Here is a 17,700-nt window from a genome sequence, read left to right on the forward strand (position 1 = left end):
CATTCCGGGCTCGCCCTTCGGGCGCGCCGGAATGACAGCCATCAGTTCTTCAGCCGGTACCCCGTGCGGAAAATCCACCAGATCACGACCAGGCAGATCACCAGAAAGGCAATCGTCATCCCGATGCTGACGGCGACGCTGACGTCGGCGATCTCGTAAAAACTCCAGCGGAAGCCGGAGATCAGATAGACGACCGGGTTGAGCAGCGCGACCGTGCGCCAGGCGGGCGGCAGCATGTCGATGGAATAGAAGCTGCCGCCGAGGAAGGTCAGCGGCGTCACCACCAGCATCGGGATCATCTGCAGCTTCTCGAAGCCGTCGGCCCAGATGCCGATGATGAAGCCGAACAGGCTGAACGTCACCGCCGTCAGCACCAGGAAGGCCAGCATCCAGACTGGATGGTGGATGTGCAGCGGCACGAACAGGCCGGCGGTGGCCAGGATGATGAGGCCCAAAATGATCGACTTGGTCGCGGCGGCGCCGACATAGCCGAGCACGATCTCGAAATAGGAGATCGGCGCCGACAGGATCTCGTAGATCGTGCCGGTGAATTTCGGGAAGTAGATGCCGAACGAGGCGTTGGCGATGCTCTGTGTCAGCACCGAGAGCATGATCAGGCCCGGCACGATGAAGGTGCCGTAGCTGACGCCCTCGACCTGGCTGATGCGCGAGCCGATCGCGGCGCCGAACACCACGAAATACAACGAGGTGGAGACCACCGGCGAGACGATGCTTTGCAGCAGCGTGCGCCAGGTGCGCGCCATTTCGAACAGATAGATGGCGCGGATGGCGCGGTGGTTCATGACGTCCTCACGAGGTCGACGAAGATGTCCTCGAGCGACGATTGCGTCGTGTCGAGATCGTTGAAGCGAATGCCGGCGTTGCGCAGGTCGCTGAGCAGGCTGGTGATGCCGGTACGATCGCCCTTGGTGTCGTAGTCGTAGACCAGCGTCGCGCCGCTATCGCAGAGGTCGAGCTCGTAATGGGCAAGGCTCTCCGGCAGCGAGGAGATCTTGTTCTGCAAGTGCAGCGTCAGCCGCTTCTTGCCGAGCTTCTGCATCAAGGTCGCCTTGTCCTCGACCAGCACGATCTCGCCCTTGTTGATGACGCCGATGCGGTCGGCCATCTCCTCGGCTTCCTCGATGTAATGCGTGGTGAGGATGATGGTGACGCCGGACTGCTGCAGCGTGCGCACCACCTCCCACATGCCCTTGCGCAGCTCGACGTCGACGCCGGCTGTGGGTTCGTCCAGGAACAGGATCTGCGGCTCGTGCGACAGCGCCTTCGCGATCATCACGCGGCGCTTCATGCCGCCGGAGAGCGTGATGATCTTGCTGTCCTTCTTGTCCCACAGCGAGAGGTCCTTGAGCACCTTCTCGATATGGTCAGGGTTCTTCGGCTTGCCGAACAGGCCGCGGGAGAAGCTCACGGTCGCCCAAACGCTCTCGAAGGCGTCGGTGTGCAATTCCTGCGGCACGAGGCCGATCAGCGAGCGGGCCTTGCGGTAGGAGGTCTGGATATCCTCGCCGCCGACGAGCACGCGGCCCTCACTCGGATTGGCAATGCCGCAGATGATCGAGATCAGCGTGGTCTTGCCGGCACCGTTGGGCCCGAGCAGCGCGAAGATCTCGCCGCGCTTGATGTCGAGATTGACGTTCTTGAGCGCCTTGAAGCCGGACCCATAGGTCTTCGACAGATTGGCGACGGAAATGATGGAGGACATGATGGCCGCAGGGCTGAGGGGCGGGGCTGGGGAGGGGAGGCTGGAACCTGCCGGGAGGGCGGGTCAGCGGAGCCCTGAGATAGGAACGGCCTTGCCCGGCCGCAATTGCCCGGAGAAAAATGGTCTCAAAGCAGGCCCTTCAGTGGCAGGTTTCGGGCAGGTGTTGCGCGATGGTCACGGGCTGTGGCTAAGATTGCCATTCACGCGGCTCTTTGTTGCGTCTGCGAGCGCGCCGTGGCTACGATTCCGGCCAATCGCAAAGCGTATTGTCCCCAGGGAAAAGATCGATGAGACCGAACGGCCGTCACACCGCCGGCGCCAGCCAGTTGTCCGCCCTCCGCGTCTGGGCGATGGGCCTGCTCCTGCTGTCAGCTGTTGCCATCAGCCCGACCCCGGCCCGGGCGGCCCCGAGCCAGGCTCAGGTCGCGACCACGCATGTCTATCTGCTCCGTGGCGTGCTCAACATCTTTTCGCTCGGCCTCGACACCATCGGCGCCCGGCTGCAGGCGCAGGGCATCCCGGTGACGGTCGCCAACTTCGTCTCATGGTCCTCGCTCGCCGATGAAGCCGCGACCGCCTACAAGGCCGGCCGGCTCAAGACCATCGTCCTGGTCGGCCATTCCTCCGGCGCCACCGCGCTGCCGGACATGATCGCCAAGCTCAATCAGCTCGGCGTGCCCGTGAAGCTCGCGATCGGTCTCGACTCCGTGTTCAAGACCAAGCTCTCGACCGGGGCGGAGCGCTACATCAACATCTATATCGGCGACGGTCCCGGCGAGCCGGTGCGCGCCGCAAACGGGTTCCGCGGCAAGCTCGACAATGTCGACGTGCGCGGCACCGGCGTCGGCCACATCTCGATCGACAAGAACGAGGCGATCCAGCGCCGCGTCATCGCCGAGATCGACGCCGCGATCATGCGCTCGCGTGCGCCGGCGCTGCCGGTTGCCGAACAGGGGGCGCCGCGTCAGGCGCGCTCGGCGGCGGCGACGGCTCCGGCAAGGAACTGAGCCGGTCTGCGCGAGGGGATCCGTCGCGCAGCACTCTTTTGATGACAATGCCTGCACGTGTGAAGCTCGCGAGCGCGCCTGCGCGCCATCGTGCCTCCCGCCGTCATTTCAGGAACGCGCGAATGCTCTGCGCGATCTCCCGTGCATGCGTCTCCAGCGCGAAATGGCCGGTGTCGAAGAACTGCACCACGGCGTTGGGATTGTCGCGCTTGAACGCCTCCGCGCCGGGCGGAATGAAGAACGGATCGTTCTTGCCCCAGACTGCCAGGAACGGCGGCTTGTGCTTGCGGAAATAATCCTGGAAGGCCGGATAGAGCGCGACGTTGCTCTTGTAATCGCCGAACAGGTCGAGCTGCACGTCGTCCGAGCCTGGGCGCGCCAGATAGAAATTGTCGAGGTTCTGTCCGTCCGGTGACACGGTCGCCGGATCAGGAACGCCATGCGTGTACTGCCAGCGCGTTGCCTCCGGCGTGAGAAGGCTGCGCAACGCGTCGCGATTGGCAGGCGTGGGATCTTGCCAATAGGCCTTGATCGGAGACCAGCCGTCGCTGAGCCCGTCTTCATAGGCGTTGCCGTTCTGCGAGATGATGGCGGTGATGCGCTCGGGGTGACGCAGCGCGAGCCGGAAGCCGGTCGGCGCGCCATAGTCGAAGACATAGACCGCGAAACGATCGAAGCCGATGACTTCAGTGAAGCGCTCGATCACCTGCGCGAGATTGTCGAACGTGTAGCGGAAGGTTTCACGCGCGGGCATGTCGGACTGGCCGAAGCCGGGAAGGTCCGGCGCCACGATGTGAAACCCGTCCGCGAGCAGCGGGATGAGATCGCGGAACATGTGGCCGGCGCTCGGGAAGCCGTGCAGCAACAGCAGCTTTGGCGCGTCCCTGGGGCCGGCCTCGCGATAGAACACCTTGAAGCCATCGACATCGGCGGTGCGATAGGTGGTTGGGGTCATAGCCATCTCCATGGAACTAACCTGTTAAATCCGTAATTGAGGGTTATCTTCTCCTGAGGTAACTTGTCAATGCCATTTTAATAGGTTACATCTTTGTGAGCTTGCTTCAGGGACCGCCCATGGACAGACCACCCGCGATGTTCATCGCAGACTCGCTCGGCCTTGATTTCCTCAACTCGGTGGCGACGCCGGTCGATACGCCTGTCGACTGGCTCGACGACGGCGATGGCCTGATCGACTGGCTGGCCCAGGCGAAGCTGGTGCCGGCGGAGGAGCTGGACGAACTGAAGGCGCGTGCGAAGCCGGGCGAGCTCGACAAGGTCGCCGATCGGGCCCGTGCCTTGCGCGAGTGGTTTCGCGGCTTCGTGCGCAAGCATGCGGGCCGGCCGCTGGCGGTGGATGGACTGCGCGAACTCGGTCCGCTGAACAGCTTGCTCGAGCGCGACGAAATGTTCAGGCGGATCGAGCCCGGGCCGGACGATGGCGGCGTGCTCGCGCTGCGCATGAAGCGCCGCTGGCGGTCGCCGGACTCCCTGCTGCTGCCTATCGGCGAGGCAATGGCGAAGCTCGTCTGCGACGAGGATTTTTCCGACGTGAAGGCATGCGAGGGTCATAACTGCACGATGCTGTTCGCCGACCACACCCGCAGGCGCGCACGGCGATGGTGCATCATGGCGGTCTGCGGCAATCGCGCCAAGCAGGCCGCGCATCGCAGCCGGCTCAGGAACAGACAGTGACCGCGCCGAGAGTGTCCCCGTCCACGAGGTCACGGGTCCTTGATGGGGCGCGTGCCTCAGTTCCCGCGCCCCAAAATGCACCAAATCGCTCGTCACTAAGCCCCGAGGGGAGGCCTCTGCCTCCCGTGGTGGGACTGCTGGACTGATGATTGATCTGAGGCGCCTCGTCGTGCTGGCAGCCGTTGCGCTGTTCGCCCTGGATCCCGGCATTGCCGCCGCTTCACCCGCCAAGTCGAAGCCTGCTGCGGCCGCCATGCCGGTTGCGCCGCCGCCTCCGCCATTCGAGCCGCTGCCGCCGCCGAAGATCTACCTGTTCCGCGGCGCCATGGGCCCCATCTTCTCGACCGGCATGGACCGGCTCGGCGAGAAACTGACGCAGGCCGGCTTCTCAGCCGACGTCTATGAATTCACCATCTGCCGATGGATCGGCGATCGCGCCATCTCCAGCTACAAGGAGAGCCCGGCGCCGATCGTCTTGATCGGGCATTCGATGGGCGGGCTGTGCTCGATCGTCATTTCCGAGATGGCGGCCAAGGAGAACATCCCGATCAGCCTCGTCATCGCCATCGATCCCGCGCATGCGACCGGCGACGTGCCGCTCAATGTCGAGCGCTTCATCAACATCTTCCTGTCCGACAGCGTGCTCGGCGGCGGCGATGTCGTGGCGGTGCCCGGCTTTCGCGGCCATTATGCGAGCTACGACCTGAAGGAAAACGCGCGGGTCTCGCACATCAACATCGAGAAGTCCGACGACATCCATCGCCAGATCGTCGCGATGGTGACGCAGCTGCCGCGCATTCCGCCGCAGACCCAGGCCGATGCCGTGCCGCTGCGCTATCTCGTGCCCGCTGACACTCTGGTCGAGTTGTGGGACAGCGGCGTGCGGGTGCCGGTGCGCCGCGGCGACACCATGGAGAGCATCGCCGCCGCCAATCGCGTGCCGCTGTGGACGCTCGCGCAGAGCAATTCGCTTGCGGAGAACGCGACGCTCACCCCGGGGCAAACCATCATCGTGCCGCGGCATTTGATGCCGCCCGAGCCTGCTTCGGCGATGGTGACGCCGCCGCCGGCAGCGACCGCGAAGCGGAAGTAGATCCTCACCCGTAGCCACGCACGCGGTGCGCTCCCTCTCCAGCAAGCGGGGGAGGCGGAGCGAGCCAGCCCCTGGGCTGGCGTTGATAGAGGCAATGGCCTCACACGTTCGATCCGTTGATCGCGTCGATCACCGCATCCGTCACTTCCTTCGTCGTCGCCTTGCCGCCGACATCTGGCGTCAACACGCCCGCCGCGCAGACACGCTCGACCGCCTTCATCAGCCGCGACGCCGCATCCGTCTCGCCGAGATGCTCGAGCATCTGCGCGCCGGTCCAGAACGTCGCGACCGGATTGGCGATGCCCTTGCCGGTGATGTCGAAGGCCGAGCCGTGGATCGGCTCGAACATCGAGGGGAAGCGGCGCTGCGGATCGATGTTGCCGGTCGGCGCGACACCGAGGCTTCCGGCCAGCGCGCCGGCGAGGTCGGAGAGGATGTCGGCGTGGAGGTTGGTCGCCACGATGGTGTCGAGGCTCTTCGGATGCAGCGTCATGCGCACCGTCATGGCATCGACCAGCATCTTGTCCCAGGTGACGTCGGGGAATTCGGTCGCGACTTCGGCCGCGATCTCGTCCCACATCACCATGCCATGGCGCTGCGCGTTCGACTTGGTCACCACGGTCAGGAATTTGCGAGGCCGCGACTGTGCGAGCTGGAACGCATAGCGCATGATGCGGGTGACGCCGACGCGGGTGAAGACCGCGACTTCGGTGCCGACCTCTTCCGGCAGGCCCTTGTGGGCGCGGCCGCCCATGCCGGCATATTCGCCCTCCGAATTCTCGCGCACGATCACCCAGTCGAGATCGCCGACGCCGACGTTGCGCAGCGGCGAGGCGACGCCCGGCAGGATCTTGGTCGGGCGCACATTGGCGTATTGGTCAAAGCCCTGGCAGATCGGCAGGCGCAGGCCCCACAGCGTGATGTGATCGGGCACGTCAGGCGCACCGACGGCGCCGAAATAGATCGCGTCGAATTTCTTCAGCTCAGTGAGGCCGTCGGCCGGCATCATCACGCCGTGCTTCTTGTAATAGTCCGAGCCCCAGTCGAAAGTCTTGACGTTGAAGGCGAGGTCGCCGCTGCGCTTGGCGAGCGCTTCGAGCACGCGGACACCGGCCGAGATCACCTCGGGGCCGATGCCGTCGGCGGGAATGGCTGCGATCGAATGGGTGCGCATGGATTGGCTCCGTGTGAGAAATGGCGCCCGCATATCCGTCCATCTGCGCCCGGCGGCGAGCCTAGGGCGAGCGCGGGGGCAACTCAATTGCCGCTGGTTTATACAAAAAAATGATATAATCATCGCGTGGATGGGGATTGCGGGATGGAATTGCATCAGCTCCGATGCTTCGTGGCGGCGGCCGAGCAGCTGCATTTCGGCCGCGCGGCGCAGCAGCTCCAGATGCTGCCGTCGGCGCTCGGCCGCCAGATCAGGCTGCTGGAGGAGGATCTGGGCAGGCGGCTGTTCGCGCGGACGACGCGCGCGGTGTCGCTCACCGAGGACGGCGCGACGCTGCTGCGCGATGCCCGCGCGATCCTCGCCAAGGTCGAGGCGGTCGAGAGTAATCTGCGCAACCGCTCGCGCGCGGGCGCCGCGCGGCGGCTGCGGATCGGTGCCATCGACAGCGCCGCGGCGGGCTTGCTGCCGCCGCTGCTGCGCGATTTCCGCGGCAAGCATCCCGAGGTCGCGGTGCAGCTTCTCGAGGACAAGACCGTCCGGCTGCTGCCGAAGATCCTGACCGGCGCGCTCGATCTTGCCTTCGTCCGTCCGCCTGATCGGGCGGACAAACGGCTCGAATTCCGCGATCTGCTGCAGGAGACCGCGATCGTCGCGTTCCCGCAACGCCACGCGCTGGCGGCGCGCCAGTGGGTCACGCTGGCCGACATCGCCGACGAGGCGATGCTGGTGCCGGACCGCCGCTCGCGGCCGCACAGCCACGACCTCACCATCAAGCTGTTCGAGCAGGCGGGCCTCATGCCGCGCATCGTGCAGGTCGCCGACGAGAAGCAGACCATCATCAATCTGGTCGCGACCAGGCTCGGCGTCGCGATCGTGCCGCGCTGGACGACGCGGATGGCGGTCTCGGGCGTGCGCTTCGTGCCGCTGCGGCCGAGGCAGAGCGGCCCGGTTGGCCGGCTGCCGCTTGCCGCCGCCTGGCTGCGCGGCTCGCGCGATCCGGCCCGCGATGCGATGCTGGCCGTGCTGGAGGCGCGCCTGCGCAGCTATGCGCGGGAGGCGTGAGCGGCTATGACGAAGGACCGGAGAAGGTGTTGCCATGACTGAACCGAGCGCATCGAACGAATTGCGAGTCGCCATCGCGGGTCTGGGCTCGATCGGCACCAAGGTCGCGACCGCGCTGGATCAGGGCATCGAAGGGCTGACGCTGTCGGCCGTCGCCGTGCGCGATCCCGCCAAGCATCAGGCTTTCATCGGCGGCCTGAAGCGTCCGCCGAAAATCCTGCCGATCGACCAGCTCGGCGATGCCGCCGACATCGTCGTCGAGTGCGCGCCGAGCAGCCAGTTGCGCGCGATCGTCGAGCCCGCGGTGAAGCGCGGCAAGGCTGCGGTCGTGGTCAGCGTCGGCGGCCTGCTCGACAATTTCGATCTCGTCGATCTCGCCCGCGCCAATGGCGGCCGAATCATCGTGCCGACCGGCGCGCTGATCGGCCTCGACGCCGTCAACGCCGCCGCGGTCGGCACCATTCATTCCGTGAAGATGGTGACGCGCAAGCCGATCGACGGGCTGAAGGGCGCGCCGTTCATCGTGCAGAACAACATCGACATCGACAATCTGCGCGAGCCGCTGAAACTGTTCGAGGGCAGCGCGCGCGACGCGGCGAAGGGCTTTCCGGCGAACGTCAATGTCGCCGTCGCGCTGTCGCTGGCGGGCATCGGGCCCGATCGTACCCAGATCCAGGTCTGGGCCGACCCCACCGTGACGCGCAATGTTCACCGCATCGAGGTCGAAGCGGATTCGGCGCGCTTCTCGATGAGCATCGAGAACATCCCGTCCGAAAATCCAAAGACCGGGATCATCACCGCACTGTCCGTGATCGCGCTGCTCCGCAAGCAGCGTGCCACGTTGTGTGTAGGAACGTGACGAGACCCGATTGGCCTCAGACGACGCTACGCTCCACCACCGTCATCCTGAGGTGCTTGCTCTGCGAAGCGAATGCGCCGCAGGGCAAGCCTCGAAGGACGACGGCCCGGCTGCATCGCGGCCGTTCATCCTTCGAGGCTCCCCACGTGGCGCGTTGCGCCACGCGTCTGGCACCTCAGGATGACGGAACGGAAATGCGATCGCCGCAGCGCCTATCTCGACATATCTCCCCTACGCCCCCGTCACACGCCAGATCACGTTGCCGACGTCGTCGGCCATCAGCAGCGACTTCTTGTCGGAACCGATCACGACGCCGACCGGGCGGCCGTAGGATTCCTTCTCGTCCGGGGACAGGAAGCCCGAGAGGATGTCGCGACCGGGGCCGGACGGCTTGCCATTCTCGAACGGGATGAACACCAGCTTGTAGCCGGACAGCTTGCTGCGATTCCACGAGCCGTGCTGGCCGATTACCATGCCGTCGCCGAAGCCGGGCAGGGTCCCTGCGGGCATCCAGCACAGGCCGAGCGAAGCGGTATGGCCGCCGAGCGCGTAGTCCGGTTGAATCGCCTTCGCGACCATCGCCGGGTCCTGCGGCACGCGGTCGTCCACCGTCTTGCCCCAGTAGCAATAGGGCCAGCCGTAGAAGCCGCCATCGCGCACCGAGGTGAGATAGTCCGGCGGCGTCTCGTCGCCGAGCCCGTCGCGCTCGTTGACGACGGTCCAGAGCACGCCCGTAGTTGGCTCCCAGGCAAGGCCCACGGGATTGCGCAGGCCGGCGCCGAAAATGCGATGCGTGCCGGCGACGAGGTCGAGCTCGTAGACCGCGGCGCGGCCTTCCTCGACCTCCATGCCCATTTCCGCGATGTTGCTGAGCGAGCCGACGCCGGCATAGAGCTTCTTGCCGTCGGGGCTGGCGAGCAGGCTGCGCGTCCAGTGCCCGCCCGGCTTGAAGGTCGTGAGCCGCCTGCCGGACGCGGTGATGCGGTCGGCATTTGCAACGTAAGGGAAGGCCATCACGCCGTCGGTGTTGCCGACGTAGAAGGTGTCGCCGACCAGCGCCATGCCGAAGGGCTGGTTGAGGTTTTCCATGAAGGCGCCGCGCACTTCGGCAACGCCGTCGCCGTCCTTGTCGCGCAGCAGCGTGATGCGGTTGGCGGACACGCCGAGCGCTGCGGCGCGACGCATCGTCGCCTGCATCGCGTAGTGGAACACGCTGCGCGGTGCGCCTGCGATCTGCGTTGCCTCCGCGATCAGCACGTCCCCATTGGGCAGCACCTCGATCCAGCGCGGATGGTCGAGCCCGGCTGCGAATGCGTTGACCTTGAGCCCGGGCGCGACCGTCGGCTTTTGGCCTTCGCTCCAGCCGCGCGCGGTCGGCATTTTCAGTGTCGGGATCGCGCCTTGCGGCTTCGCGTCGGGGATCGCGGGCTTCTCTCCCCAGGCCGGTGCGGGCTCGGTGCCTGTCATCTTGCGCCATTGCAGCGCGATGCCGCCAATGAATGCGACGAACTGCGCGAAGATGCCTGAAAAAGTCATGAAGAGCCCCTGTTTGCGCGCGCATCCAACTGGCTGACGGGGCCCACGTCAACCGGTGCGGCGGGCCGGCGGGGGCTATTCCCGTGGAATGGCAGCCGATCGAATTTGCATGGGACGTACGCAGGCGGGCCCAAGGGGGCTACGGGATCAGCGGCCGATCTGCCGCTCGAGCTGCCGCGCCACGCGAAAATCGTCGAGGTGATGGACGTTCGGTGCGAGCGCCGCCTCTCTGGACAGCAGATGATAGACCCGTGCCACCGTGCGCTGCTTCTGCTTCGTCCGCCCCGGCGGCAACGCCCGCGCTTTGCGGATGGCGGCGATCGCGTGCTCGCGAAAATAATCGTAGGCGTCCGACATGACTCGATGCTCTGCGGCCAATTGCATGCGTCGAATGGGTAACAAGCTGGCGGAGTGGCAGTTCCTGGGCGAATGTTCCGGGTGCGCCATTCCGTTCCCGTCATCCTGAGGTGCGAGCCATGGGGCGCAACGCGCCGCATGGGGAGCCTCGAAGGATGGAGGGCCCGGCTGCATCTCGGCCGTACATCCTTCGAGGCTCGGTTCGCGATGCATGAGCATCGCGAACCTCGCACCTCAGGATGACGGGACCAACAAGCGTCCTACGCTGAAAAAGCGGAAGCCCTTCACCGCGGCGACAGGAACGGGATGATCATCGGCACGCGGCGGCAATAGGCGCCGTAGGCGTCTTCGCCGAGCTCCTTGGACAGGAACACCTCTTCCATCCGGCCCTTCTGCCACATGCCGAGCGAAATCAGGATGGCGCCGAGGATCGTCGTCATCAGGCCGATCGCAACGCCGGTCACCAGCATGCCGAAGATCAGGCCGGTGTAGATCGGGTGGCGCACGATGCCGTAGGGCCCGGTGTCGATGACCCGATGGTCTTCCTTGTGGGTGATGGTGTTGGACCAGAATTTTCCGAGATGCAGCCGGCCCCACCAGGCGAAGGCAATGCCGGCGGCCGAGAGGAGCGCTGCGATGGTGATGCCGGTGTTGCCGAGCACCCAGAGCGGCTTCCAGCCCAGGATCTCCGCGACCCACGGCGTGTACAGGATGCCGCCGACCAGGATCGGCAGGCGATAGCGCTGCGACTCCAGCGTCATGACCTGCTTCTTGGTCTGCCCCTGCCAGAACGAGGCGCCGACCCAGCTGGCGAGAAAGGCGAGCCAGAGCAGGGCCAGGAGTTCGGTTGGCCAGGTCGTGGTCCAGCCACCCCAGGCGACGGAGACAAGCTTGCTGAAATCGAAGGACATGAAGGTTCTTTGCGTTGGGTGGCGGCTTCAGCTGGCGCGCGAGGAGAGCGCGCGATGCTCGATGGCGCCGGAGGGCTGCTGGCCGTTGCGGGCGAGAAGATGGGTGATGGTTTCGCGCAAGACCGGCTCGATCGGACGCGGCGAATAGCCGAGCTCGTTACGGGCCTTGCCGATCGAAAGATCGCTCGCGGCGAGCGCAATGCGCACGCCCTCGGCGGTGCCGTTGGGCGGCCGGCGCGTGAACTGATCGGAGATGTATTCCAGCATGATCGCGGAGAGCTCGGCGATCTTGCCGGGCACGACGATCGGGTACTGCCGACGGCCGCTCATCGCCGACATCATGCGCAGGATGTTGCCGAGCGGAACGCAGTCGCCGCCGAGGATGTAGCGCTGGCCGAGGCGGCCGCGCTCCATCGTCAGCACGAGGCCCATGGCAACGTCGCGGACGTCGACGAGATTGACCAGGAAGTTGAGATGCGGCTGCACCTTCTTCTGCAGGAAGTACCAGAGCATCGCGGTCGGCGGCGTCAGATTGTGGTCGGCAGCGCCGATCGGCATGGTCGGCGTGCCGATCACGAGCGGGAAGCCGCTGGCCGCCGCCTTTGCGGCATGATGCTCGGCGAGCGACTTCGAGCGCGTATAGGCGCCCGGCATCACCTCGGCCGGCTGCAGCGCCTCTTCGGCGGGAGCGCCTTTGAGGTCGGAATAGGGGAACAGGATCGATTCCGTCGAGCAGTGCAGGAAGCGCGAGACGCCGCGCTTCATTGCGGCCGCGAGCACGATTTCGGTGCCGCGGCAGTTGACGTCGTGAAAGTCCTGCTTGTTGGCGACCCACATGCCGGGCAGACCGGCGAGGTGATAGACCTGATCGACTCCGGCGATCGCGGCATCGACGGCGGCGCCGTCCAGCACCGAGCCGTGGACGTGCTCGACGTCGGCGTTCGCCGCAGCCGGCGCGCGGACATCGAGAACACGCACCCGCTGCCCACGGGCGCGGAGCGCTTCGACGAGATGATGTCCGATGAAGCCGCTGCCACCGGTAACCAGTACGAGAGCCATGCAGAAGGTTGCTGTTTCGCTTCTAGAACTATCGGGTTGAAAGGGAATTGGCCGGAAGAGGCGCCAGAATCGCGGCAAGGTCGCGACGGAAGCCCAGTGCAATGAATAATTTCGCCATCACGAACATCGGTCCAAGCAAAAGGTGCGACGGAAAAGTGAACAACGAGGCTTCGCGGCCCTCAAAAACCTTGTGGCCGATGGTCTGCGCGGCGAGGCCGAGCACCACCAAGGCGGCGAAGATCGCCCACATGGTCGCGATGCTGACTTGCGCCGCAATGCTCGTCGCAACCGAAAACAGCACGATGGAAACCGCCAGGATGCCGATCCCGAGCGCCGCGTCGAGCAGCAGCCAATAGATCAAAACCGGCAGGGCCAGGATCACCGCAAGGCTGACGTTGAAACCGAACAGCGGAAACTTGACCAGCGTCAGCGGCAGCACGGCGCCGGTGAACAACAGGAGTATGCCGACCACATGCATCGCCGTGTTCCGGGGGTCGCGGTGGTACTCGACATAAACGGCAAGTTGGCGCTGGAAAAAGCCACCCATTTCGGTCTCATGCAGCACGGGGTCAGGAAGGGCGAACAGTGGCTATAGCACTGGACCGGGCGGTGCACAAACCGGCGCTTTTGTCGCGCGAAACCGTGTTTGTGCGCCCGGGACAGGTTGCAAAACGATCAGGACTTCAAAGGGTTCCGTTGGCTGCGACGCCGCGTTCGCTCAACGCTTCTTGGCGGGCTTTTTCGCCGCAGGCGCTGGCGCCGCGGCCGGATGCGCAGGCGCGTCCTCGGGTACCTTTGCATAGGTCAGGATTTGCAACTGGCTGTTGACGGCCGAGGTCGGCTTGGCCCGATCGAGAAACTGCTCCTCGCCGAGGCCGATCGGATGCAGCCGCTTGGTCGAGATCTTGAACGTGTTCACCAGCACGTCGCGGATCGCGTCCGCGCGGCGCTGGCTCAGAATCGCATTGGCCTCGCGCGTCTTCGAATTGGATTCGACGTGGCCGACGATCAGGAACGTGTAGGGCAGCAGCGAGGAATGAACCAGGGCGTCCGCGATGCGGCCAACGGTCTGGTAGGAGGCCGGCTGGATGATCGGCGTGTCGGCGTCGAACTGGATCTGCGCATTGAAGGTCGGCAGCTTGGCGAGGTCAGGGGCGATCGGCGGCCGGTTCACCGGGCCCGGATCGTTCTTGATCCTGGCCTTGGCGCGCTCCATCACCTGCTGCTTGAGCGCGGGAAGATCGACCTCGCCGGGCTCTTCGAGATGGTTGAGCTTGCCGACAATGTCGTCGCGGGTCGGCGCCGTTGTCTGGGCACCGGCTGCGCCCGCGAGCAGAGCGAAGCCGAGCGCGAGGACCGTTCCGGCCATGAAGAACCTGTTCGCGCGCATCAGCGGTACCCCGCATCGTCGACGGCCTTCAGGCAGTTGTTGCTGATGCCCTTGGGCGTCGAGACCAGGCAGGGGATCGACTTGCTGGTCTCCTTGGTCGAGCCGCCGCAGACCTTGACGATCTCGCGCTGGCAGGCGTTCGCCACCGTGACGCGCGCGGCGACGCGCTTCTGGATGGCGTCGAACGCGCCGAGATAGTCGCTCGCGCACTGCTGGGACAGGACGTCGCGGTTGCGCGACAGGCACTCCTTCAGGCGGGTCGAATCCGGGTTGACGCCGCGGCAATTGGCGACGATTTCCGCACCGCAGCTCTTGGCCAGGAGCCCGATCGAATCGCCAAAGCTCATGGTCTCCGCCGCCGCAAGCGACGGCATCCCCAATGTCAGCAAGATCAGTGCGATGCCCCGGACCATGGCTGCATCTGATACGGGGAAGTTCGCGATGGTCAAGGGCTGTTCGGCGGAGATCTGTCGAGAGTTCGGCGAGTGCGGCGAACAGTCCTCACTCGGCGGTGTCGAGGGGCGGCCAGTCGATCAGGGCAACGGTATGGTTTTTGAGGTCGTCGGCGACATCAGGATCGGCCTTCAGTTCCTCCAGCGTCCGCGGCGGGGGAAGCGCGCGGCCATCCGCGCTCAGCTCCTGCGCATAAAGCGCGAGCGCCTCGGGGGCGTTCTCCAAGGCTTCATCGATGTCGTCGCCGCCAGAAATGCAGCCGGGCAGGTCCGGAAACCACACGCCAACGGCGTGGTCCGGGCCGGCGTTCTCAATGATGGCAACGTAGTGGGGCATGACTACAATTTAACGTAGAGAAAATTAGCGTTTACGGTAATGTTCCTGCCTCAGGGCCATGTAGATTTGTTGTTGAACGAAGCCCATTACACCGAACGTGGTTTTTACATATTCGTCGATTTCTTCTGACGTCGGAGCTTTCAAACTGGCTCCATGCGCGATCGCGTTCCTTACGCCGAGGAGCTTATTCACCGTACCCTTATGGGGTTCGACTTGAGTATAATCTAGTCCGAGCTTGTAGAGATTCTTCATTAGGACAATGGGCTTCAGATTTGACTCGGTGTCGATCAAATCATCCGGCAGCTTAACTGGACGGGCCATGGCAGCTTTGAAGTTTGCAACGAACTCCCTCTCTCTTGCGAAAAGATGAAGTTTAGCGTCGTCGGGCAGCGGACCAGAAAAGAATTCATGCTTACTTTGGGGATGACGCAGCGCAGCGAAGATCTCGGCCATCGATCCGGCGACCAAGGGTGGAGACGCTTCCTCGGCACCAAGATTAAGCGAGTTGATAGCGGACACGTAGGCTGTAAGCGCAAACTTGCAAAATCCTTCAAGATGCGAATAGGTGAGCAGAACCGAAGTTCGGAAAAGCATGTTCCGTTCGTTGTCGCCCGGAACCTGTCGGGCGATATTGCCTATCAGGCGAATTTCGCCTTCGCGAACAGATCGATCGCTCTCCATCTGTCGAAACACGTCATCAGGCAAACTCATTTTTGAGCCTGCTGGAAACAAAGTTGATTCTATTATTGAGGGGGCCGGGCGAGTTCTTTCCTCCTCCGGTCGTGATCCTGATGAAATCCGGATCGAGCTTAATCCGCTCTAGCAGTCTGCTGAAAAACCGGCAAATTCGTTGCTGATTGGCGTTTGGGTTGGACCTTGGTCGGAAGTTTGATGTCGGAGCGGCGATTGCCTCTCCGATCGGCGACCTCAACCTGCGACGAGCTTGGGTATCCGGACGAGGTTGTAGGCAATCAGATTGAGCAGGAAGTCGGCGGCGACGCGAGCGATGCCCCGATGTTTGGTCTTGCGCATGGTGCCATGCTGCTTGCCCCATCCGAAGATGCACTCGACCATCGCCCGCCGTGACTGGGACATGCTGTAGCCCGGGTGCCGCGTTGTGCGCTCGTCGATGGCGCTGTTGCGGGTCTTGCCGGTTTTGGTGACGGCCTGGTTCTGGGTCACATGCGGCGTCACGCCGATGGCACGAAGATTGTCGACATGCTCGGCCGTATCGTACGCCTTGTCCTCACCGGCGGTGATGCGGCGGCCTGCGGCTTTGCGTCTCGCCTTCAGCATCGCCTCTGAAGCCCGGCGTTCGGCGGTACCATTGGCATGCGTGACCTTGCCGGCTACCGCCAGCCCGTGCCGGTTCTCCATGGTGGCGTGGCCCATATAGCAAAGCCTGGCCTCTCGCCCGGCCGCCTTGCGATAGAGCCGGCTGTCAGGGTCGCTGGTGCTCGCATGGGTGTCGTTCTTGCGCTTCTGGCCATGGAAGTTGGCGCCGTCATCATCGTCGCCGCTGCCGTCCTTGGGGCGAAAGCTCTTCTGTGAAGCCCAGGCCTCGATCAGCGTGCCATCCACCGAGAAGTGCTCGCTCGACAACAGGGGCTTCACATCCGGATGGTTCAGAAGCTTCGCCATGAACTTGGCGAACACCTCGCCGTTCTCCAACCGGGCACGGTTCTTCGTAAACGTTGTCGGGTCCCAGACCGGATCATCCGGCGAAAGCCCCACGAACCAACGATACAGCAAATTATAGTCCAGCTGTTCCATCAGCTGTCGTTCCGAGCGGATGCCATAAAAGGCCTGCAGCAGCAGAGCACTCAACAACTGCTCGGGCGGGATCGAAGGACGACCTTCCTTCGAATACAGCCCGCTCAATGTCCGGTTCAGATCGCTCAGAACGGCACGTACAAGATCTCGTATCTTGCGCAACGGGTGGTCCTTCGGAACCAGCGCCTCAGGCAAAACATACGAGAACAGTCCACCCTGATCCTCGAACTTGCCACGCATCCCCAGCCTCCGAGATCCAATGCAAATCAGTGAATCACGAAACTCCGACAAAAACGATAGTTTTTCAGCAGACTGCTAGAGCATTTTCGGTTCTGATTGAATCAGAACCGAAGCTCTAGATTCTTGTTTTGACGCGTTTTCTTCACGCGAACCGGTGTCCACTTCGCTCGAAAACGCTCTAGAAGCCACCGGGACTGGCAAAGGCCCGACAAAGCGGGCCGGGCGCGATGGAAGTATCTAAATACTACCACCTAAGGCACTGAGAAGCCGACGAAATTTCCATGCTGCCTACTGTGCATGGGGTTGTTTTGCAATTTTTGAGGATGCGGCACGCCCGTGTGCCCTCATCCCGCAGGGGACGGCGGCCATTCCGCGGGTCTCTCCTACAGCAGCGCCAGCAGCACGAGTCCGATCACCAGCACGACGAAGCCAGCCGCTGTCGCGGCGGCGAATGACCGCTCAACGTTGTCCATGATGCCACCCCGTTGCCGGCGTGCCACGTTCCCCCATGGCTGCGCCGAACGACGTGGAATCTTGCCGACCTGTGTGTCGGCAGTTGTGCGAACGGATGTCGAAATTTGGACGGGTGCAGGGCCTGTCTGCGGCCTCGGGAGGAAATCCGCCACCTGTCAGGCTGCCGTAAGCGGAGCCCGCTAGGGTAAAGCGGCTATGGTGTTGCAGCCCAGCACCTCAGCCTCCAATAACTCCTGACCCCGCTTGGCTCTCCCCAGGCGGGGTTTTTTCATGCCTTCTCGCCGGCGGGCGAATCCCTGTCCTCCTGCGTCAGACGCAGCGCGAAGGCACGGATCGCGGGCGCCGCCAGCAGCACCACCGGCAGCATCGCGATCCAGGCGATCAGCCACGAGACCATCCAGTGCCTGACGAAGCTCGTCGTGCTGCCCGCGGGAAAGCTGGCGATCCCCGCGGCGATCAGCGAGGTCAATCCGGACTGGATGATGCCGAAGACGAAATGACTGTAGCGGCGGGAAATGCCGAGCATGTGGAGCCCATGTCTGGTTGCCGTCACGACACCAA

General features: G+C 64.1%; 20 protein-coding genes. 5 read left to right on the plus strand and 15 right to left on the minus strand.

Annotated features, from left to right (window positions below; genetic code table 11):
• Positions 1-41: 41 nt before the first annotated feature.
• Both TSA1_RS24125 and TSA1_RS24130 read right to left on the minus strand, forming a co-directional pair.
• Positions 42-803 carry an ABC transporter permease gene (locus TSA1_RS24125; protein ID WP_100178509.1) on the minus strand — a complete coding sequence of 254 codons (762 nt, stop codon included), beginning with the start codon at positions 801-803 and terminating at the stop codon, positions 42-44.
• Positions 800-1,723 (minus strand): ABC transporter ATP-binding protein, encoded by a 924-nt coding sequence (locus tag TSA1_RS24130; protein ID WP_100178510.1) that lies wholly within the window; start codon positions 1,721-1,723, stop codon positions 800-802. The genes TSA1_RS24125 and TSA1_RS24130 overlap by 4 nt, the downstream gene beginning before the upstream one ends.
• A gap of 287 nt (positions 1,724-2,010) precedes the next feature.
• Here TSA1_RS24130 and TSA1_RS24135 point away from each other — a divergent pair, with 287 nt between their 5' ends.
• On the plus strand, positions 2,011-2,730 hold the full coding sequence (locus TSA1_RS24135; RefSeq protein WP_100178511.1) for a hypothetical protein: 720 nt from the start codon (positions 2,011-2,013) through the stop codon (positions 2,728-2,730).
• Positions 2,731-2,833: 103 nt separating this feature from the next.
• On the opposite strand, the gene TSA1_RS24140 is transcribed toward TSA1_RS24135, so the two are convergent.
• Positions 2,834-3,685 carry an alpha/beta fold hydrolase gene (locus TSA1_RS24140; RefSeq protein ID WP_100178512.1) on the minus strand — a complete coding sequence of 284 codons (852 nt, stop codon included), beginning with the start codon at positions 3,683-3,685 and terminating at the stop codon, positions 2,834-2,836.
• Between the two features lie 119 nt (positions 3,686-3,804).
• Here TSA1_RS24140 and TSA1_RS24145 point away from each other — a divergent pair, with 119 nt between their 5' ends.
• Entirely contained in the window at positions 3,805-4,422 is a 618-nt protein-coding gene (locus TSA1_RS24145) for a CGNR zinc finger domain-containing protein (protein ID WP_100178513.1), read from the plus strand.
• A gap of 145 nt (positions 4,423-4,567) precedes the next feature.
• The gene (locus tag TSA1_RS24150; RefSeq protein ID WP_100178514.1) at positions 4,568-5,515 is read left to right on the plus strand and encodes a LysM peptidoglycan-binding domain-containing protein; all 948 of its coding nucleotides are present in this window, start codon (positions 4,568-4,570) and stop codon (positions 5,513-5,515) included.
• Between the two features lie 100 nt (positions 5,516-5,615).
• On the opposite strand, the gene TSA1_RS24155 is transcribed toward TSA1_RS24150, so the two are convergent.
• On the minus strand, positions 5,616-6,689 hold the full coding sequence (locus tag TSA1_RS24155; protein WP_100178515.1) for a tartrate dehydrogenase: 1,074 nt from the start codon (positions 6,687-6,689) through the stop codon (positions 5,616-5,618).
• Positions 6,690-6,833: 144 nt separating this feature from the next.
• Between TSA1_RS24155 and TSA1_RS24160 the strand changes: the two genes are divergently transcribed.
• A complete protein-coding gene (locus TSA1_RS24160) occupies positions 6,834-7,751 on the plus strand; it encodes a LysR substrate-binding domain-containing protein (protein WP_100178516.1) in 918 nt (305 codons plus the stop codon).
• 34 nt (positions 7,752-7,785) lie between these two features.
• On the plus strand, positions 7,786-8,610 hold the full coding sequence (locus TSA1_RS24165; RefSeq protein ID WP_100178517.1) for an aspartate dehydrogenase: 825 nt from the start codon (positions 7,786-7,788) through the stop codon (positions 8,608-8,610).
• 231 nt (positions 8,611-8,841) lie between these two features.
• Here the strand turns inward: TSA1_RS24165 and TSA1_RS24170 are convergent, their stop codons facing one another.
• From TSA1_RS24170 to TSA1_RS24220, 11 genes are all read right to left on the minus strand, one after another.
• A complete protein-coding gene (locus tag TSA1_RS24170; protein ID WP_100178518.1) occupies positions 8,842-10,146 on the minus strand; it encodes a PQQ-dependent sugar dehydrogenase in 1,305 nt (434 codons plus the stop codon).
• A 147-nt stretch (positions 10,147-10,293) separates the two neighbouring features.
• Positions 10,294-10,503, minus strand: coding sequence for a hypothetical protein (locus tag TSA1_RS24175; RefSeq protein ID WP_100178519.1), 210 nt, complete (start codon positions 10,501-10,503; stop codon positions 10,294-10,296).
• Between the two features lie 284 nt (positions 10,504-10,787).
• Entirely contained in the window at positions 10,788-11,414 is a 627-nt protein-coding gene (locus TSA1_RS24180; RefSeq protein ID WP_100178520.1) for a methyltransferase family protein, read from the minus strand.
• Positions 11,415-11,441: 27 nt separating this feature from the next.
• Positions 11,442-12,473, minus strand: a complete 1,032-nt coding sequence (locus TSA1_RS24185) for an NAD-dependent epimerase/dehydratase family protein (protein ID WP_100178521.1) — start codon at positions 12,471-12,473, stop codon at positions 11,442-11,444.
• Between the two features lie 28 nt (positions 12,474-12,501).
• A complete protein-coding gene (locus tag TSA1_RS24190) occupies positions 12,502-13,020 on the minus strand; it encodes an Mpo1 family 2-hydroxy fatty acid dioxygenase (protein WP_174719054.1) in 519 nt (172 codons plus the stop codon).
• Between the two features lie 171 nt (positions 13,021-13,191).
• Positions 13,192-13,863 (minus strand): OmpA family protein, encoded by a 672-nt coding sequence (locus tag TSA1_RS39840; RefSeq protein WP_142248846.1) that lies wholly within the window; start codon positions 13,861-13,863, stop codon positions 13,192-13,194.
• Positions 13,863-14,276 (minus strand): hypothetical protein, encoded by a 414-nt coding sequence (locus tag TSA1_RS39845; protein WP_142248845.1) that lies wholly within the window; start codon positions 14,274-14,276, stop codon positions 13,863-13,865. Before TSA1_RS39845 ends, TSA1_RS39840 begins: the two co-directional genes overlap by 1 nt.
• An 88-nt stretch (positions 14,277-14,364) precedes the next feature.
• Entirely contained in the window at positions 14,365-14,652 is a 288-nt protein-coding gene (locus tag TSA1_RS24200; RefSeq protein WP_100178524.1) for a type II toxin-antitoxin system HicB family antitoxin, read from the minus strand.
• A 24-nt stretch (positions 14,653-14,676) separates the two neighbouring features.
• Positions 14,677-15,363 (minus strand): MAE_28990/MAE_18760 family HEPN-like nuclease, encoded by a 687-nt coding sequence (locus TSA1_RS24205; protein ID WP_100178525.1) that lies wholly within the window; start codon positions 15,361-15,363, stop codon positions 14,677-14,679.
• Positions 15,364-15,579: 216 nt separating this feature from the next.
• Entirely contained in the window at positions 15,580-16,665 is a 1,086-nt protein-coding gene (locus tag TSA1_RS24210) for an IS5 family transposase (RefSeq protein WP_100174552.1), read from the minus strand.
• Positions 16,666-17,407: 742 nt separating this feature from the next.
• Positions 17,408-17,665, minus strand: coding sequence for a DUF2798 domain-containing protein (locus tag TSA1_RS24220; protein ID WP_100178526.1), 258 nt, complete (start codon positions 17,663-17,665; stop codon positions 17,408-17,410).
• Positions 17,666-17,700 lie beyond the last annotated feature (35 nt).

The sequence above is a fragment of the Bradyrhizobium nitroreducens genome, from assembly GCF_002776695.1.
Lineage (GTDB): Bacteria > Pseudomonadota > Alphaproteobacteria > Rhizobiales > Xanthobacteraceae > Bradyrhizobium > Bradyrhizobium nitroreducens.

Coding starts and splice junctions, on each gene's coding strand:
- TSA1_RS24125 (WP_100178509.1), bottom strand. CDS start 803: ATGAACCACCGCGCCATCCGCGCCATCTATCTGTTCGAAATGGCGCGC.
- TSA1_RS24145 (WP_100178513.1), top strand. CDS start 3,805: ATGGACAGACCACCCGCGATGTTCATCGCAGACTCGCTCGGCCTTGAT.
- TSA1_RS24155 (WP_100178515.1), bottom strand. CDS start 6,689: ATGCGCACCCATTCGATCGCAGCCATTCCCGCCGACGGCATCGGCCCC.
- TSA1_RS24200 (WP_100178524.1), bottom strand. CDS start 14,652: ATGCCCCACTACGTTGCCATCATTGAGAACGCCGGCCCGGACCACGCC.
- TSA1_RS39840 (WP_142248846.1), bottom strand. CDS start 13,863: ATGCGCGCGAACAGGTTCTTCATGGCCGGAACGGTCCTCGCGCTCGGC.
- TSA1_RS24135 (WP_100178511.1), top strand. CDS start 2,011: ATGAGACCGAACGGCCGTCACACCGCCGGCGCCAGCCAGTTGTCCGCC.
- TSA1_RS24220 (WP_100178526.1), bottom strand. CDS start 17,665: ATGCTCGGCATTTCCCGCCGCTACAGTCATTTCGTCTTCGGCATCATC.
- TSA1_RS24170 (WP_100178518.1), bottom strand. CDS start 10,146: ATGACTTTTTCAGGCATCTTCGCGCAGTTCGTCGCATTCATTGGCGGC.
- TSA1_RS24190 (WP_174719054.1), bottom strand. CDS start 13,020: ATGGGTGGCTTTTTCCAGCGCCAACTTGCCGTTTATGTCGAGTACCAC.
- TSA1_RS24160 (WP_100178516.1), top strand. CDS start 6,834: ATGGAATTGCATCAGCTCCGATGCTTCGTGGCGGCGGCCGAGCAGCTG.
- TSA1_RS24165 (WP_100178517.1), top strand. CDS start 7,786: ATGACTGAACCGAGCGCATCGAACGAATTGCGAGTCGCCATCGCGGGT.
- TSA1_RS24205 (WP_100178525.1), bottom strand. CDS start 15,363: ATGAGTTTGCCTGATGACGTGTTTCGACAGATGGAGAGCGATCGATCT.
- TSA1_RS24180 (WP_100178520.1), bottom strand. CDS start 11,414: ATGTCCTTCGATTTCAGCAAGCTTGTCTCCGTCGCCTGGGGTGGCTGG.
- TSA1_RS24140 (WP_100178512.1), bottom strand. CDS start 3,685: ATGACCCCAACCACCTATCGCACCGCCGATGTCGATGGCTTCAAGGTG.
- TSA1_RS24175 (WP_100178519.1), bottom strand. CDS start 10,503: ATGTCGGACGCCTACGATTATTTTCGCGAGCACGCGATCGCCGCCATC.
- TSA1_RS24210 (WP_100174552.1), bottom strand. CDS start 16,665: ATGCGTGGCAAGTTCGAGGATCAGGGTGGACTGTTCTCGTATGTTTTG.
- TSA1_RS24150 (WP_100178514.1), top strand. CDS start 4,568: ATGATTGATCTGAGGCGCCTCGTCGTGCTGGCAGCCGTTGCGCTGTTC.
- TSA1_RS24130 (WP_100178510.1), bottom strand. CDS start 1,723: ATGTCCTCCATCATTTCCGTCGCCAATCTGTCGAAGACCTATGGGTCC.
- TSA1_RS39845 (WP_142248845.1), bottom strand. CDS start 14,276: ATGGTCCGGGGCATCGCACTGATCTTGCTGACATTGGGGATGCCGTCG.
- TSA1_RS24185 (WP_100178521.1), bottom strand. CDS start 12,473: ATGGCTCTCGTACTGGTTACCGGTGGCAGCGGCTTCATCGGACATCAT.